Below are 15,205 nucleotides of genomic sequence, written 5' to 3' on the forward strand. Positions count from 1 at the left end.
CGCTTCCAACTTCCACGATCTCGCCTCCCGGCCAACCGCTTCGCTCTGGAGCAACTTGTCTAACTTACCCGTTGGCCTGAACCCGGTCAAATCGACCGTTTCGTTGGCTTTTCGGAAGTCTGCGCCGTCCCGTTGTCCTCTCCGTGGAGAAGTTTTATTGGCGACCGGCGCGGGAAATAACTATACCCACATCTTGCTGGTTCACCTAATCGGCGACTCTCCCAACAATTGATGGGCCCGCAAACCCCGTCTTTCCGGGGTTTAAGGGCCCCCCGGCTCAGCTGGCGCTGCCCGGGACAAGGTACAGGACGCCCAACGGGGGCAGGTCCACGGTGACGGAGGCGGGCTGACCATCATGGGCCCCACCGTTGGCCGTGAGTGTTCCCGGGTTGCTGACCCCCGAGCCGCCGAACTCCTCGGCGTCGGTATTCAGTACCTCGGTCCAGGCCCCGGAGGCCGGCAAACCGAGTCGGTAGCCAGCGTGGGGTTCCCCCGAGAAGTTCGCGACGCACACCATCACCTCGTCCTTCTCGTCGCGGCGGATGAAACTCAGGGTGTTTCCCGCTGCTTCGTGGTCATTGATCCATTCGAAGCCCGCCGGGTCGTTATCTAGTTCCCAGAGTGCCGGCAGTTCCCGGTAGATCCCGTTCAGGGCCCTGACGGTGAGCTGGACTCCTCGGTGTTGGTGGGTGTCGGCCACCCACCAGTCCAGTCCATGCTGTTCGCTCCACTCCCCCTCTTGGGCAAATTCGGTGCCCATGAAGATCAGCTGTTTACCGGGATGAGCCCACTGGAAGGCCAGGTAGGCCCTGACCTGGGCGAGCTGGCGCCACCGGTCACCGGGCATACGGCGCAACAGGGAGCCCTTCCCGTGGACGACTTCGTCGTGACTGATCGGCAGCAGGAAGTTCTCGGTATAGGCGTAGGCCATGGAGAAGGTGATTTTATGGTGGTGATAGGACCGGTGGATCGGGTCCTCAGCCATGTACTCGAGGGAGTCATGCATCCAGCCCATATTCCACTTCAGCCCGAAACCGAGCCCACCTCCATCGGTATCACTGGTGACACCGGGGAAGGCAGTGGATTCCTCAGCGATCATCGCGATGCCGGGATGTTGGCGGTAGGCGGTGGCATTGAGTTCCTGCAGGAAGGCGATTGCTTCCAGGTTCTCGCGCCCCCCATGGATATTCGCTTCCCACCCGCCGTCCTCACGGGAGTAGTCCAGGTAGAGCATCGAAGCCACGGCGTCGACGCGCAGGGCGTCAATGTGGAATTCATCCATCCAGTACAGCGCATTGGCGACCAGAAAGTTACGGACCTCGTTGCGGCCGAAGTCAAAGACGAGCGTCCCCCAGTCGGGGTGCTCGCCGCGGCGCGGGTCGGGGTGCTCGTAGAGGGGTTGGCCGTCCAGCCGGGCCAGGGCCCACTCGTCCTTGGGGAAGTGCGCGGGGACCCAATCCATGATGACCCCGACGCCTGCCTGGTGCAGCCGGTCCACGAAATAACGAAAATCGTCAGGATGGCCAAAACGTGAGGTGGGCGCATAGTAGGAGGTCACCTGGTAGCCCCAGGAGCCGCCGAACGGATGCTCCGCGACGGGCATCAGCTCCACATGGGTGAATCCCTGCCAGGTCACGTATTCGCTGAGCTGTTCGGCCATTTGCCGGTAATCCAGTCCGGGACGCCAGGAGCCCAGATGTACTTCGTAGACGCTCATCGGGCCCGAATGCGGGTCGCTCTGGGCCCGGGCCGCCATCCACTCCCCGTCCTGGAAACCATAGGACGATTCCACGACGACGGATCCGGTCAGCGGCGGAATCTCGGTGTTCCTCGCCATCGGGTCGGCCTTCTCGCGCCAGTGACCGTCCTGGCCGAGGATCTCGAATTTGTAGATGGTGCCGGCACCGACCGCGGGGATATAGAGTTCCCAAACTCCCGAGCGTCCCAGCGAGCGCATGGCGTGGCCGGTTCCATCCCAGCCGTTGAAAGCGCCCAAGACACGGACCGCTTGGGCATTAGGTGCCCAGATCGCGAAGCTCGTGCCCTCGCAATTGCCCAAGGCCGTGTGGTAGCGACGCACCCGGGCGCCGAGGACCTCCCAGAGGCGCTCATGTCGGCCCTCACCGATCAGGTGCAGATCGATCTCTCCCAGCGTGGGCAGATAGTGGTACGGATCGTCCACCACGGCAGGGGAGCCTCCCGGGTAGGTGACCTCGAGTCGGTAGTCGGGCACGGTGCCTTCTCGTCCCGGAGGAGGATTCAGCACCGCTACCCAGACGCCGTCGTACTCGTGGGTCATTTCATGACGGCCACTTTCGGTGATCAGGGTGACGGTGCCGGCCAACTTGCGCAGGGTGCGTACGGTCACCGAGCCGTCGTTGGCCAGATGGGCTCCGAGGACTCCGTGGGGTGCGTGGAAGCGACCTGCCGCGATGGCTTCCAGGACATCCGGCGCTACCGGACGGGGCGTGGAGAGGCGATCCGTCGCACCGGGGGTTGCTGCGGCGCCGGTTTCGGCCCGCCGGGGTGAATCCGCTGGGTTCTGCATGGCTGAGAGGACCTCCTGGACCGCCGAGGCCGGTACCTGTTCCCAGGTCGGCCTGTTTTGCCGTTCGTACACGACTTCATACAGGGCCTTGTCCAGCCAGAGGGCCAGAAAGAGCGGCGACTGGATATCGACGCCCTCGCCCGTTTCCTCACGGTACCCCGTCAGGAACGCCTTGCGGGTCCGCGCCGACCATTGGCGGGCCGCCTGATGGGCCGCTTCCGGAACGGGGAGCGTAGCTTCGCCCGGGGTATCGGTGCGGGTGGCCCGTCCCGCCGCGTAGTCGAAGGAACGCAGCATGCCCACCACGTCACGTAACGCCACATCGGGTGCCCGTCGCTCCCCCGCGCTACGCAGGGGCTCCCCCTCAAAGTCCAGGACAACCCAGCCGTGCTCTGCGGTGCGCAGGATCTGGCCCAGGTGCAGGTCGCCGTGGATCCGCTGCAGCAACGGTAGCCGGCCCAGGGATCCCAGTGATTCCAGGACTTCGCTGAAGGCATCTGCCAGGGCCCCGTCGGCAGGTGCCGCCCGTTCCCACCCCCAGGTCAGTCGGAGGCGCAAGGCCTCAATGAACTCCCCGGTTTCCTCCGGGCTGGCCACTGCCGTGGGTGCTACCTCCGCCAGTTGGTGGTGCAGACGGGCCACTGCGCGTCCGAGTTCGGTGGCCTCCAAGGTGAAATCCCGGTCCTCGATGGCAGCGATGCTGGCCAGACGCCAGGCGTCAAGCGCCGAATTGAAGAATTCGCGCACCACCGACAGCGTTCCGCTGACTTCGGTGGCCCCCACCGTCCACCGGCCCTCCAGGCTGCCCAGCGTGCGGGGCACGTCCTGTGAGCCGGCGTCCGAAAGCAGTGAACCAAGTTCCACGTCGGGATTGATCCCTGCCAGCGGGAGGCGGAAAAACTTGATGATGACCGGCCCCTCGGGGGCATCGAGGACGACCGAGGTATTGGATTGTTCCCCCTCCAGAACCCGCATCGTGGCCGGGGGCGCGCTTTCCTCAGATGACGCATCGCCCATGAGGGCCACCCAGGCGTTGACGAAGCCCGGATCGCCGGTTCCATCATGGACCCACCAGATACCTGCGCCCGCGCCATCGCTCGGGTGGGGCGCCAGGGACTGCACGGTCAGCTCGTCCACTGATCCCAGACAAGCCGACGCTTCCTCCAACGGGTTCCGGTGCAAACTCAGGGGAACCTGGACCACCACCCCGTCAGGACCAGGTGACTGTTCCACTAGTTGCCCGGTCTCCACACTGGCGTCATTGAGGGGGCGGATGGCCAATAAGAGGCTGAACATGAGGGCATCGGGATCGGGCTGCGGCACCGGCAGCACACCGGCCACCGACAGGGTGAAGGTGCCCTTCGGGGCCGGGCACCAGCGTTGCTCCCCGACCCAGCCGGCCAGCACCCGGGTTACTTCACTGTCATGTCTCATCGTCGTTCCCCCGGGTTGATCACCGGAAGTGTCGAGGTCGACGCGGCGTGGACGTCAGAACGGAGCGAGCGCAGCCGCAACCAGTAGAACCCTTGGGATCCGAGCGCCAGGTTCAGACGCCCCTCGGGGGAAATCGGCGGGAAGACGGCGCCTCCAAAGATATCCCGCAAGCCGCGCCCTGCGTACTGGGGTAGCTCCAGTTCGGTGGCCACCGGGTGTTGGGAGAGGTTATAGACGCAGAGCAGCGTCTCCATTTCCTCCTCGTCCTCCGGGGTGGCTCCGTGCGGCCCGGGATCCTCGGGGCACCGCACGAAGGCCAAAACGCTGGGGCTGGAGGCCCGGACGTTCAGGTAATCCCCCAGGCCGAAGACCGGATGTTCGCGGCGGACCCCCAGAATTTGCCGCACCCAATGCAGGAACGATCCGCTGTGTTCGAGCTGCTGTTCGACATTGATGCTGGTGTAGCCATAGACGAGCGATTGGACCACGGGAAGATAGAGCTGGCCGGGGTCGGCGACCGAGAACCCTGCATTGCGGTCGGGGTTCCATTGCATGGGAGTACGGGAGGCGTCGCGGTCTTCCAACCAAATATTGTCGCCCATCCCGATCTCGTCCCCGTAATACAGGAACGGGCTGCCGGGCAGACCGAAGAGCAGGGCATGGATGAGTTCTAGTTCGGACCGCGAATTATCCAGCAACGGGGTCAGCCGCCGCCGGATGCCCACGTTGGCGCGCATCCGCGGGTCGGGGGCATACCAGCCGAGCATGGCTTCACGTTCGGTGGGAGTCACCATTTCGAGCGTCAACTCGTCGTGGTTACGCAGGAAGGTCCCCCACTGGGTGCCGGGCGGAATATCGGGGGTCTGTTCCAAGGCCTCGATAATCGGTGCCGCGACCTGGTCCCGGAGCGCGGAGAACAGTCGAGGCATGATGGGGAAGTGGAAGCACATATGGCATTCCGGTTCCTCGGTGGTGCCGAAGTATTCGACCACTTCCTGTGGCGCCTGATTCGCTTCGGCGATGATGATGCGGCCTGGATATTCGGAGTCCACGACCTCCCGCAGCCGGCGCAGGAAGTCATGGGTCGCCGGCAGGTTCTCGCAATTGGTCCCTTCCTCCTCAAACAGGTAGGGAATCGCGTCGGCCCGGAAACCATCCACCCCCAGGTCGAGCCAGAATCTGACGACGTCGAACATGGCCTCATGGACCCGGGGGTTCTCGAAGTTCAGGTCGGGCTGGTGGTTGAAGAAGCGATGCCAGTAAAACTGTCGGCGCACCGGGTCGAAGGCCCAGTTTGATTCCTCGGTGTCCACGAAGATGATCCGGGCTTCGGAATATTTCTCGTCGGTATCAGACCACACGTAGAAGTCGCCGTATTCGCCGTCGGGATCCCTCCGGGAGGCCTGGAACCAGGGGTGCTCGTCGGAGGTATGGTTCATCGGCAGGTCGATCAGGATGCGCAGGCCGCGTTCATGGGCTTCGGCGACCAGCCGGCGGAAATCGCCGATGGTGCCGAATTCATCGAGGACGTCGTAGTAATCGGAGATGTCATAGCCGCCATCACGCAGCGGCGATTTATAGAACGGTGGAACCCAGAGGCAATCCACCCCCAACCACTGCAGGTAGTCGAGCTTGTCGATCAGCCCGGCGATATCCCCGCTACCGTCACCATTGGCGTCGGAAAATGCCCGGACCAGCACCTCATAGAACACCGATTTGCGGTGCCATTGCGGATCATGGGTCAGACCCGGAACGTTGAGCTGGTACGGGTTGGCCATCAGGTCCCCCGGCGGATGTGCAGGATATGGGCCGACTCCTGGTGCGGGTCCAGCCGGACGTAGTTATGGGCCGACCATTTCCAGCTGCGGCCGGTCAGCAGATCATCCACGGTGAACTTGCCGTCGTCGTCCAGGTCCCGCTCTCGCAGGTCCAACGCTTCCAGATCCAGGCTGACCGTGCATTCGCGGGCGCCATGGGGGTCGGTATTGACCACGATGACGAGGGTATCGATCGCTTGCCCCTCGTCCAGGGGATCGTCGATCGGCTCCGCCGCGTTGGTCCCCGGTGCGGGGATGGTCAGCGGGTGGGTGCGTCGGGACTTCGAGTAGGCAATCGTGGCGTCGTCGCTGGTGGGGTGGACGACGAGGTTCTGCAATTCGCCCAGCGCCGGATGGTCGGCACGGATGGCGTTGAGTCGGCGCAGATAGGGGGCCAGGGAGCGGCCCTCGACTTCGGCGCTGTCGAAGTCACGGATCTTATATTGGAACTTCTCGTTATCGATGTATTCCTCGGCTCCGGGCCGGGCCACATGTTCGTAGAGCTCGTATCCCGCGTAGACGCCCCAGAGCGGGGAAGCCGTCGCGGCCAGGGCGGCCCGGATCCGGAAGGCGGCAGGTCCGCCGAACTGCAGGTATTCGGTGAGGATATCGGGGGTGTTCACGAAGAAATTCGGGCGGAAGAACGCCGAGGTTTCGGTCGAAACGTGCGGGAGGTACTCCTCCAGCTCTTCCTTCGTGTTCCGCCACGTGAAGTAGGTGTAGGACTGTTGGAAGCCGGCCCGCCCCAGGGCATGCATCATGGCCGGCCGGGTGAAGGCCTCGGCCAGGAACACCGTCCCCGGATGGTCCTCGTTGACTTCGGCGATGAGCCACTCCCAGAAACCGACGGGTTTGGTATGTGGATTATCCACCCGGAAGATCCGTACCCCGCGTTCGATCCACAGGTTCACGATGCGCAGCACTTCGGCGCTGAGGCCCTGCGGGTCGTTGTCGAAGTTCAGCGGGTAGATGTCTTGATACTTCTTCGGCGGGTTCTCGGCGTAGGCGATGCTCCCGTCGGCCCGGGTGGTAAACCATTCGGGATGCTCGGTCACCCACGGATGGTCGGGGGAAGCCTGCAAGGCCAGATCCAGGGCCACTTCGAGGCCCAGATCGTGGGCGCGTTGCACGAACGCAGCAAAATCCGCTGCGGTGCCCAGATCAGGATGGATGGCGTCGTGGCCGCCTGCCGCGGAACCGATAGCCCACGGTGACCCGGGGTCGTGTTCTTCTGCGGTCAGCGTGTTGTTCGGCCCCTTCCTGAAGGTCCTGCCGATCGGGTGGATCGGCGGCAGGTAGATCACGTCGAAGCCCATGCCGGCCACCGCTTCGAGCCGTTCGGCGGCGGTGGCGAAAGTACCCGAACTGTAGGTCCCCGTCGCCGGGTCGAAGCTGGCCCCTTCGGAGCGGGGAAAGAATTCGTACCAGGCCCCGCGTCCGGCCAGAACGCGTTCGACCAGCAAGGGGAAACGTCCGCTGCCGGTGACCAATCGCCGCAGCGGGCGGTGGAACAGTTCGGTACGCACCGCCTCGGTGGAGGCTGCGCCCATCCTGGCCGCGTCGGATAGTGAGGTATCGGCCACGGCGGCCGCAGCGGTTTCCAGGATGTGGGCCCGGGGGGAAGCGGCTGCCGCTTCGCGCAACAACAACACCCCTTCGGCGAACATCAGTTCGGTGTCGATGCCCGCGGCCACCTTGATTCCGGCGTCGTGCCACCAGGTACCCATGGGGTCATCCCATGCTTCGACCTCGAAGGTCCAATCCCCTTCACTGGTGGGGCGCAGGGTGCCCAACCATTCGTCGAGTCCGGGAGCACCGGGACGCATCGGAACGCGTTGGACCTCACGGCCGTCTGGGTCGTAGAGGACCGCCTCCACCGCGAGGGCATCGTGACCTTCACGAAAGGCCGTCGCCCGAATGAGGACATCTTGACCGGTGATGGCCTTGGCGGGGAACCGTCCGCCCTCGATGACGGGGAAAACGTCAGTAACGGGTATGCGACCGAATCTGGACCTGCGCCTAGTGCTCACGTCATAGACGCTAGTCAGTCGGGACGGTAAAGCCAAGGATTTCATGGTGCCCACCGTCCGGCGGCTGCCCCGCGCTGCGCAATATGACGGTCAACCGTCCCCAACGGGGACTTTCTAGGCTAGCGTTCAGCACGTGAAGGCCATCCGAGGTTTTACTGTCCGTACCGTCCTGCCGGAGAAGATTTCCGGGCTGGATCGGCTTGCTGCGAATCTTCGCTGGTCGTGGCACCGACCCACCGCCGAGCTGTTCCGCGATCTCGACCCCCACGGGTGGGAGGTTGTGGGCCAGAATCCGCGGGCCCTGTTGAGGCGTTTCGATCGGGCGTCCCTGGCCCGTTTGGCAGCCGATGCCCCGCTGGTGGCCAGGATTCAGGAGCAGGCCGCAGAGCTGGACGGGTATTTGCTGGCCCCGCGGTGGTATCAGGGTCTGGAGTCCCGTCCGCCGGCGGCCATCGCCTACTTCTCCCCCGAATACGGGATCAGCGCCCTCTTGCCCCAATATTCGGGCGGCCTGGGTATCCTCGCCGGCGATCACCTCAAGGCGGCCAGCGATCTGGGGGTACCCCTGGTGGGCGTCGGATTGCTCTATCAGGCCGGCTACTTCCACCAATCGCTCTCCCCCGAGGCCTGGCAGCAGGAAACCTACCCGGCCCTGGAACCTGCGGGGCTGCCCCTGACGGCCCTCCGCGAGGCCGACGGATCCGAGGTGACGGTGGCGCTGCCGCTTCCCGACGGCCGGCAGTTGCAAGCACGGATCTGGCGTGCCGACGTCGGCAGGGTGCCGCTGTTGTTATTGGATTCGAATGTCCCCGGCAATGACGAGGCGGCCCGGGCGATCACCGATCGGCTCTATGGCGGCGGCGGTGACTACCGGTTGCAGCAGGAACTGCTCCTGGGAATGGGTGGGGTCAAGGCCCTACGCATCCATTCCCGCCTCACCGGTGCCCCCGAACCCGAGGTGTTCCACACCAATGAAGGGCATGCGGGTTTCCTGGGCATCGAACGCATCCGCGAGCTCATCTCCGACGGACTGGATTTCGAATCCGCTGTGGCCGCCGTGCGGGCCAGCACCCTGTTTACCACCCATACCCCGGTCCCGGCGGGGATCGACCGTTTCGAGGCCGCCCAGGTCTCCCGTTTCCTGGAGGCGGGCCTGGCCCCCGGGGTACCGACCGCCTCGGTGCTCGCCCTTGGTTCCGATACGGAGCTCGGTGGAAGTCAGGACATCTTCAATATGGCTGCCATGGGTTTGCGGCTGGCCCAACGCGCCAATGGGGTCTCCCAATTGCATGGGCACGTCTCGCGTGACATGTTCTCCGGCCTGTACCCCGGCTTCGAGGCCAGCGAAACCCCTATCGGTTCGATCACCAACGGCGTCCACGAATCCACCTGGGTCGATCCACGGATCACCCGGCTCACGGCAGACGAGCAGTTCACCGACGAACAGTTATGGGCGGTGCGGCGCGAGCTCCGTGTCCAGCTCATCGACGATGTCCGTTCCCGGCTCCGTGCCTCCTGGCTCGAACGCGGTGCGACCTCCATGGAATTGGGTTGGACCGATTCCGTTTTGGATCCTGACGTGCTGACCCTGGGTTTCGCCCGCAGGGTTCCCACCTATAAACGGCTGACCCTGATGCTGCGTGATCCCGTCCGCCTGAAGGCTGCCTTGCTGCACCCCACCCGGCCCATCCAACTGGTCATTGCCGGCAAATCGCACCCCGCCGACGAGGCCGGCAAGCAGATGATTCAGGAACTCGTACAGTTCACCGACGATCCGGCGGTCCGCCACCGCATCATCTTCCTGCCCAACTACGACATGGCCATGGCCGGCACCCTCTTCCCCGGCTGCGACGTCTGGTTGAATAATCCGTTGCGCCCGCTCGAAGCCTGCGGCACCTCGGGGATGAAGGCCGCCTTGAATGGCGGGCTGAACCTTTCGGTGCTGGACGGTTGGTGGGACGAAATGTACGACGGCGATAACGGCTGGGCGATTCCCACGGCAGTTGAGGGATCCTCGGCCGATGATCGCGACGATTTCGAGGCCACCGCCCTCTACGAGCTGATCGAGAGGACCGTTGCCCCACGTTTCTACGGCCAGGAGACCAACCCGTCCCTCGAGGATGGCCCGGCGCCGGGCCAGGGGCCGCTGCCGCTGACGTGGCTGGCCATGATGCGGCACACTTTGGCTGACCTCGGGCCTCAGGTCTCGGCAGAACGCATGGTCAAGGACTATGTGAACACCTTGTACCTTCCGGCCGCAGAGGCCGGGCGCCTTGCCCGTGCCGAAGACTTTGCCGGGGCCCGCTCGGTGGCCTCCTTCATCCGGGAGGTCTCCACCGTCTGGCCAGACGTGTCTATTGAACACGTCGAGGCACCGGATATGGGCCCGGAACTGGGTCTGGGTGATGCTTTCACCCTCGAGGCCTACCTCCGGCTCGGTGGACTCGATGCAGCAGCAGTGCAGGTGGAAGCCGTGCACGGGCGGATCGGTACCGATGGCCAGCTGACCGAGCCCACCGTGCACCCGTTGGACATGGCCGAGGAGCTGGGCAACGGAAGGTTCCGTTTCCGGGGCACCTGGACCTTGGAACGCGCCGGCGACCTCGGGTACGCGGTCCGGGTGGTTCCGGCGCACCCGTTGGTGGCTTCCCCGGCCGAACTGGGACTGGTGGCGACTACGGGGTCGTGACGCTTCGGCTGCGGGGTGCCTCGCAGCGGTAGACACTGATCGAGTTGCCCTGCACGAAGTCCTGATCCCCAGCGGTCAGCACCGTGCCCTGCCTGGTTTTGATATCCGTTGCGGTGCCGTAGCGCAGTTCGAACGACGTCTCCGCGGCTTCCGACGGCCGGAAATCCTTCAACGATTCAGCTGCGGGAAGCCGGATCTGTTGATCATCCAGGTGCCCGTTGAAGATGATCAACCCGTCGATACTGCCCGAAGCGGAACCCATCAGCAATTGCACCAGCCGGGTGCCGCCATCGGTCCATTCCTCCTGACGCATGGGCACGCCCTCGGCATTGAGCCACAACAGGTAGGAGCTTTCGGCGATGGTCGGATAGACGAAGGGTTGGTGCTGCAGGAATTCTCTGCGGATCTTGGAAAAGGCCTTGGTGCGGCGCAGGATCCTCTCGCCGAAGGCATCAGGGGTCCAGTCCAACCAGGACAGTTCGTTGTCCTGGCAGTAGGCGTTGTTATTGCCCCGCTGCGTCTTGCCGAACTCGTCACCTGCGGTGATCATCGGTACACCGAGCGAGAGCAGCAGCGTCCCCATGACATTCGAGGCCGTCTGCAGGCGGGCCTCGTCGATGGCTTCGTCGGCGCTCATCCCCTCGACACCGTGGTTGTAGCTGCGATTGTCATCGGAGCCGTCCCGGTTGGATTCGCCGTTGGCCTCATTATGTTTGCGGTCGTGGCTGACCAGGTCCCGCAGTGTGAAGCCGTCGTGTGCCGTGACCAGGTTGATCGACGCCAGCGGTCCCCTCCCCGAGGCGGCGAAGGTCTCCCGGGAGCCCGCCAGGACGCTGGCCAGACGGGCGACGTTCGGCGCCTGTCCGCCGCCATCGAGGGCGCCGCGTCCGGAGACCCAGAATTCCCTGACCGTGTCGCGGTAGCCGTCGTTCCAGTCGGCGAAATCGCCGTTGAACCGTCCGGTCTGCCATCCGTCGAAGCCCACATCCCACGGTTCCGCGATGAGTTTGACACGCGATAGCAGCGGATCGGCGGACAGGGCTTCGAGGAACGGGTGGTGCGGGGTGAAACGGTTCTCCTCGTCGCGGCCCAGGGTGACGGCCAGATCGAAGCGGAATCCGTCGATATGGTAGTCGGCCACCCAGTGTCGCAGCGACGCCAAGGCCATCTCGATCACCGGCAGCGTGGAGAAATCCAGGGTGTTCCCGCAACCAGTGGTGTCCACATAGTTGCCTGCCTCGTCGTGCCGGTAGTAGGCCAGGTTTCCTAGCCCCCGCCACGAATAGGTCTTCTGGTCGGCCCCACCTTCTGCCGTGTGGTTGTACACGACGTCCAGGATGACTTCCAGACCCGCCTGGTGCAGCAGCCGGATCATGCCCTTGAGCTCGTCGCGCACCGCCGCCGGCCCTGCCTTCCGGGCGGCGGCACTGGCGTAGTCGCCGTGGGGGGCGAAGAAGCCCAAGGTGTTGTAGCCCCAGTAGTTGGGCAATCCGAGGTCCTGAAGATGCGGTTCGTCCAGGTGGAAGTGGATCGGCAACAGTTCCACAGCGGTGACGCCCAAGGACAGCAGGTGGGCGACGACCGAGGGATGGGCCATCCCGGCGTAGGTCCCCCGCAGCTCTTCGGGCACGTCGGGGTGCAGCATCGACTGTCCGCGGACATGGGCCTCGTAGATGACGGTATTGCGCCACGGCACCTGGGGTGGAGCATCCCCACCCCAGTCAAAGTCTTCGCTGACGTGCACCCCCCACAGGGCCCCGTCGTCGTCCTCGACGATGGCGCGGGCATAGGGGTCAAGCAGAAGTTGCCCGTCCCCGGGCAGGTCAGCCCCGTGGGCCCAGAAGGCGTAGCTGGCTCCGGGACGTAGACCCTTGACGAGGCCGTGGTGGGTCTGCCCGGTGTGTCCGGTCAGCACGGTGACCACCAGCTGGCCCGAAGGGTCCGTGTAGTGGATGTCCACGGATTCCAGATCCGGGGCGAAGACGGCGACGTTGACGGAGTCGTCGACGGCTTCGGCTCCCGGGACCGGCACTGCTGCCGAGATCCCGGAAACCAGTGCCGTGGATTCACCCACCGGTGGTTCCCGGCGAGGGGTTCCGGTTGCGGGGCTGTGGTTCACGTCGTCATCCAGTTCAGGCGTTGCGCAGGCGCGAGATCTCGTAGAGGGTGATCCCCACGGCCATGGAAGCGTTCAAGGATTCCATCGCGGATTCGATCGGGATCGACACGATCTGGTCGCAGTTCTCCTTCACCAGACGCGATAGGCCCTTGCCCTCGGAGCCGACGACAATGCACAGCGGGTCGGTGGCCAGGGGCAGACCGGTCAGGTCGACCTCGCCGTCCCCGTCGAGTCCAACGACATACACCCCTGCCTGCTTCATGGCCTTGAGCGTGTTCGTCATGTTGGTGGCGCGGGCTACCGGTACCCGGGCTGCAGCCCCGGCGCTGGTCTTCCACGCCGAAGCGGTCAGGCCGGCGGACCGGCGTTCCGGGACGATGACGGCATGGGCGCCGAAGGCCGACGCCGAACGAATGATGGCGCCGAGGTTACGCGGATCGGTGATCCCGTCCAGGGCGATGAACAGCGGGGTGTTGCTGAGATGGCCCTTGGCGACCTTCGCCAACGTCGCCTTCACCGTTTCCAGGGCGTCCGGGTAGTCATAGGGCGGCACCTGCAGGGCCAGGCCCTGGTGGATGGACTCGTCGGTCATCCGGTCCAGTTCGGGCTTGCCGGTTTCCATGACGGCCAGTCCGCGCTCGGCGGCCAGCTTCAGGATCTCCCGGACCCGGTCATCCACGTCGATGCGAATGGCCATGTACAAGGCCTTGGCGGGGATGTCGGCGCGCAATGCTTCCAACACCGAGTTACGGCCGCTGACCATTTCCTCGGCGTTCTTGCTACGGCCCGTGCTGCGCCCTGCGGGACGCTGGCGGGAGGCGCCCGGCTTGGAGGCCGCACGCTCTGCCAGCTGCCGGCTGCGGTAGGCCTGGTGGTAGGTCCGCTCTTCGGCCTTCGGGGTGGGGCCCTTGCCTTCGAGCGCCTTACGCCCGTGGCCGCCGGTGCCCACGGAGGGGCCCTTTTTCTTTTTCGGTGCGCCGCCGTGACGCTTGGGTGTTGCCATGGGATGAAATCCTCGGTGTTGGTGGGGTCGGGGTCCGCGCGGTCGCGATGCCCGCCAACCTTCTATTTTACAGGTGGAACGGCAGGTTGTTGACAAAACCTATTTCAGCGTCCACCGGGCCCCGTCCGCCGAGTCCTCCACCACGACGCCTGCGGCGGACAACGTATCGCGGATGCTATCCGCCCGGGCCCAGTCCTTGGAGGCACGGGCATCGTCCCGTTCAGCCAGTTGGGCGCGGACCAGATCGTCCAGGACGGCGCTGCCGGGGCCTGTACCGTGCCCGGCGCCTGCGGGGTCGTCGAGCCCCAACGTCGAGGTCATCGCCATCACCTGCTGCAGGGCCCGATCGGCGGTCGGCAGATCATGCTCGGCCAACGCCGTGTTCCCCACCCGGACCGTCTCATGGACCGCTGCGAGAGCCTGCGGGACGTTCAGGTCCTCGTCCATGGCTGCGGCAAAGTCCTCGGTAACAGCGAAATGCTCAAAATCCAGGTCAAAGTCGGCGCCGGCTTCTATCCCGTGGAGACGTTGCAGCGCGTGGGCGACAAAGCTGTCGATCCGTTCCAGGGCGGCCCCGGCTTCCGCCAGCGAACTGGGCTTATAGTCCAGCTGTGAGCGGTAATGCGCCTGGCCGAGGAAATAGCGGACCACGCGGGCCGGCGCCTGTTCGAGCATCTGCTCCGGGGAGATCGTGTTGCCGACCGATTTGGACATTTTCTCGCCCTCGTAGGTGACCATCCCGTTGTGCATCCAGAAGTTCGCGAAGCCGTCGCCGGCGGCGGTGGACTGGGCGAGCTCGTTTTCGTGGTGCGGGAAGCGCAGATCGAGTCCGCCACCGTGGATGTCGAAGGAGGCCCCCAGGTATTTGCGGGCCATGGCCGAGCATTCCAGATGCCAGCCGGGCCGTCCCCGCCCCCACGGGCTGGGCCAGGAGGCGGTGGCCGGGTCGGTGTCCTTGCTCCCCTTCCACAACGCAAAATCACGGGGGTCGCGTTTACCGCGCGGGTCGGCGTCGGCTGCGTCCTGCAGGTCCTCGAGCCGTTGGCGGGTCAGTGCCCCGTAGGCGGGGAAGGAGCGCACGTCGAAGTAGACGTCACCCGAATCGTCTTCGGCCGGGTAGGCATGCCCGGCGTCGATCAGCCGGTTGATGAGTTCATGCATTTCCGTCACGTGGCCGGTGGCGCGCGGTTCGTAGGTGGGCCTGCGGACCCCGAGGCTGTCGTAGGCCTGGGTGAAGGCCTGCTCGAACCGGTAGGCCAGGGCGAACCATGGCTCTTCGGGGAGGTAGTGGCCCTCCTCGACGAAGTCCTCGTCGAAGGAGGCCGCCGACTTTTCCAGGATCTTATCGTCGATATCGGTGACGTTGCGGACCACGTCGACCCGGAGCCCCCGGTATTCGAGCCAGCGCACGAGGATGTCAAAGGCGATGGCCGAACGGACGTGCCCGACATGCGGGATGCCCTGGACCGTTGCACCGCAGTAGTAGAGGCCCACCCGCCCCGGTGTCAGCGGGACGAAGTCGCGGACCTGTGCTTGCTTGGTGTCATAAAAACGGATGCTCACCG

Annotated in this window: 8 protein-coding genes; 2 read left to right on the plus strand and 6 right to left on the minus strand. The window is 64.9% G+C overall.

The features are described 5' to 3' along the window. The coding region (locus CIK75_RS16425) for a hypothetical protein (RefSeq protein ID WP_206745480.1) at positions 1 to 232 on the plus strand (232 nt) is incomplete at its 5' end. Between the two features lie 45 nt (positions 233 to 277). Here CIK75_RS16425 and glgB read toward each other — a convergent pair. From glgB to CIK75_RS15040, 3 genes are read right to left on the minus strand one after another with little or no spacing between them, the layout of a single operon-like run. Beyond that, positions 278 to 3,982 (minus strand): 1,4-alpha-glucan branching protein GlgB, encoded by a 3,705-nt coding sequence (gene glgB, locus CIK75_RS15030; protein WP_096224567.1) that lies wholly within the window; start codon positions 3,980 to 3,982, stop codon positions 278 to 280. Continuing rightward, positions 3,979 to 5,760: a maltose alpha-D-glucosyltransferase gene (gene treS / locus CIK75_RS15035; protein WP_096224568.1), complete on the minus strand. Its 1,782-nt coding sequence runs from the start codon at positions 5,758 to 5,760 to the stop codon at positions 3,979 to 3,981. Before treS ends, glgB begins: the two co-directional genes overlap by 4 nt. After that, positions 5,760 to 7,829: an alpha-1,4-glucan--maltose-1-phosphate maltosyltransferase gene (locus tag CIK75_RS15040; RefSeq protein ID WP_241895495.1), complete on the minus strand. Its 2,070-nt coding sequence runs from the start codon at positions 7,827 to 7,829 to the stop codon at positions 5,760 to 5,762. The genes treS and CIK75_RS15040 overlap by 1 nt, the downstream gene beginning before the upstream one ends. Before the next feature lie 133 nt (positions 7,830 to 7,962). On the opposite strand from CIK75_RS15040, the gene glgP reads away from it, so the two are divergent. Beyond that, positions 7,963 to 10,518, plus strand: coding sequence for an alpha-glucan family phosphorylase (gene glgP / locus CIK75_RS15045; RefSeq protein ID WP_096224570.1), 2,556 nt, complete (start codon positions 7,963 to 7,965; stop codon positions 10,516 to 10,518). Here glgP and glgX read toward each other — a convergent pair. From glgX to cysS, 3 genes are all read right to left on the minus strand, one after another. Next, positions 10,505 to 12,637, minus strand: a complete 2,133-nt coding sequence (gene glgX, locus CIK75_RS15050) for a glycogen debranching protein GlgX (RefSeq protein WP_241895496.1) — start codon at positions 12,635 to 12,637, stop codon at positions 10,505 to 10,507. The two genes, glgP and glgX, sit on opposite strands and share 14 nt — an antisense overlap. A 13-nt stretch (positions 12,638 to 12,650) precedes the next feature. Next, entirely contained in the window at positions 12,651 to 13,640 is a 990-nt protein-coding gene (rlmB, locus tag CIK75_RS15055) for a 23S rRNA (guanosine(2251)-2'-O)-methyltransferase RlmB (RefSeq protein WP_086995008.1), read from the minus strand. A gap of 99 nt (positions 13,641 to 13,739) precedes the next feature. Beyond that, positions 13,740 to 15,203, minus strand: coding sequence for a cysteine--tRNA ligase (cysS, locus tag CIK75_RS15060; RefSeq protein ID WP_096224572.1), 1,464 nt, complete (start codon positions 15,201 to 15,203; stop codon positions 13,740 to 13,742). Positions 15,204 to 15,205 lie beyond the last annotated feature (2 nt).

Source organism: Glutamicibacter sp. BW78 (assembly GCF_002332245.1).
In the GTDB taxonomy this organism is placed as follows: domain Bacteria; phylum Actinomycetota; class Actinomycetes; order Actinomycetales; family Micrococcaceae; genus Arthrobacter_H; species Arthrobacter_H rhombi_A.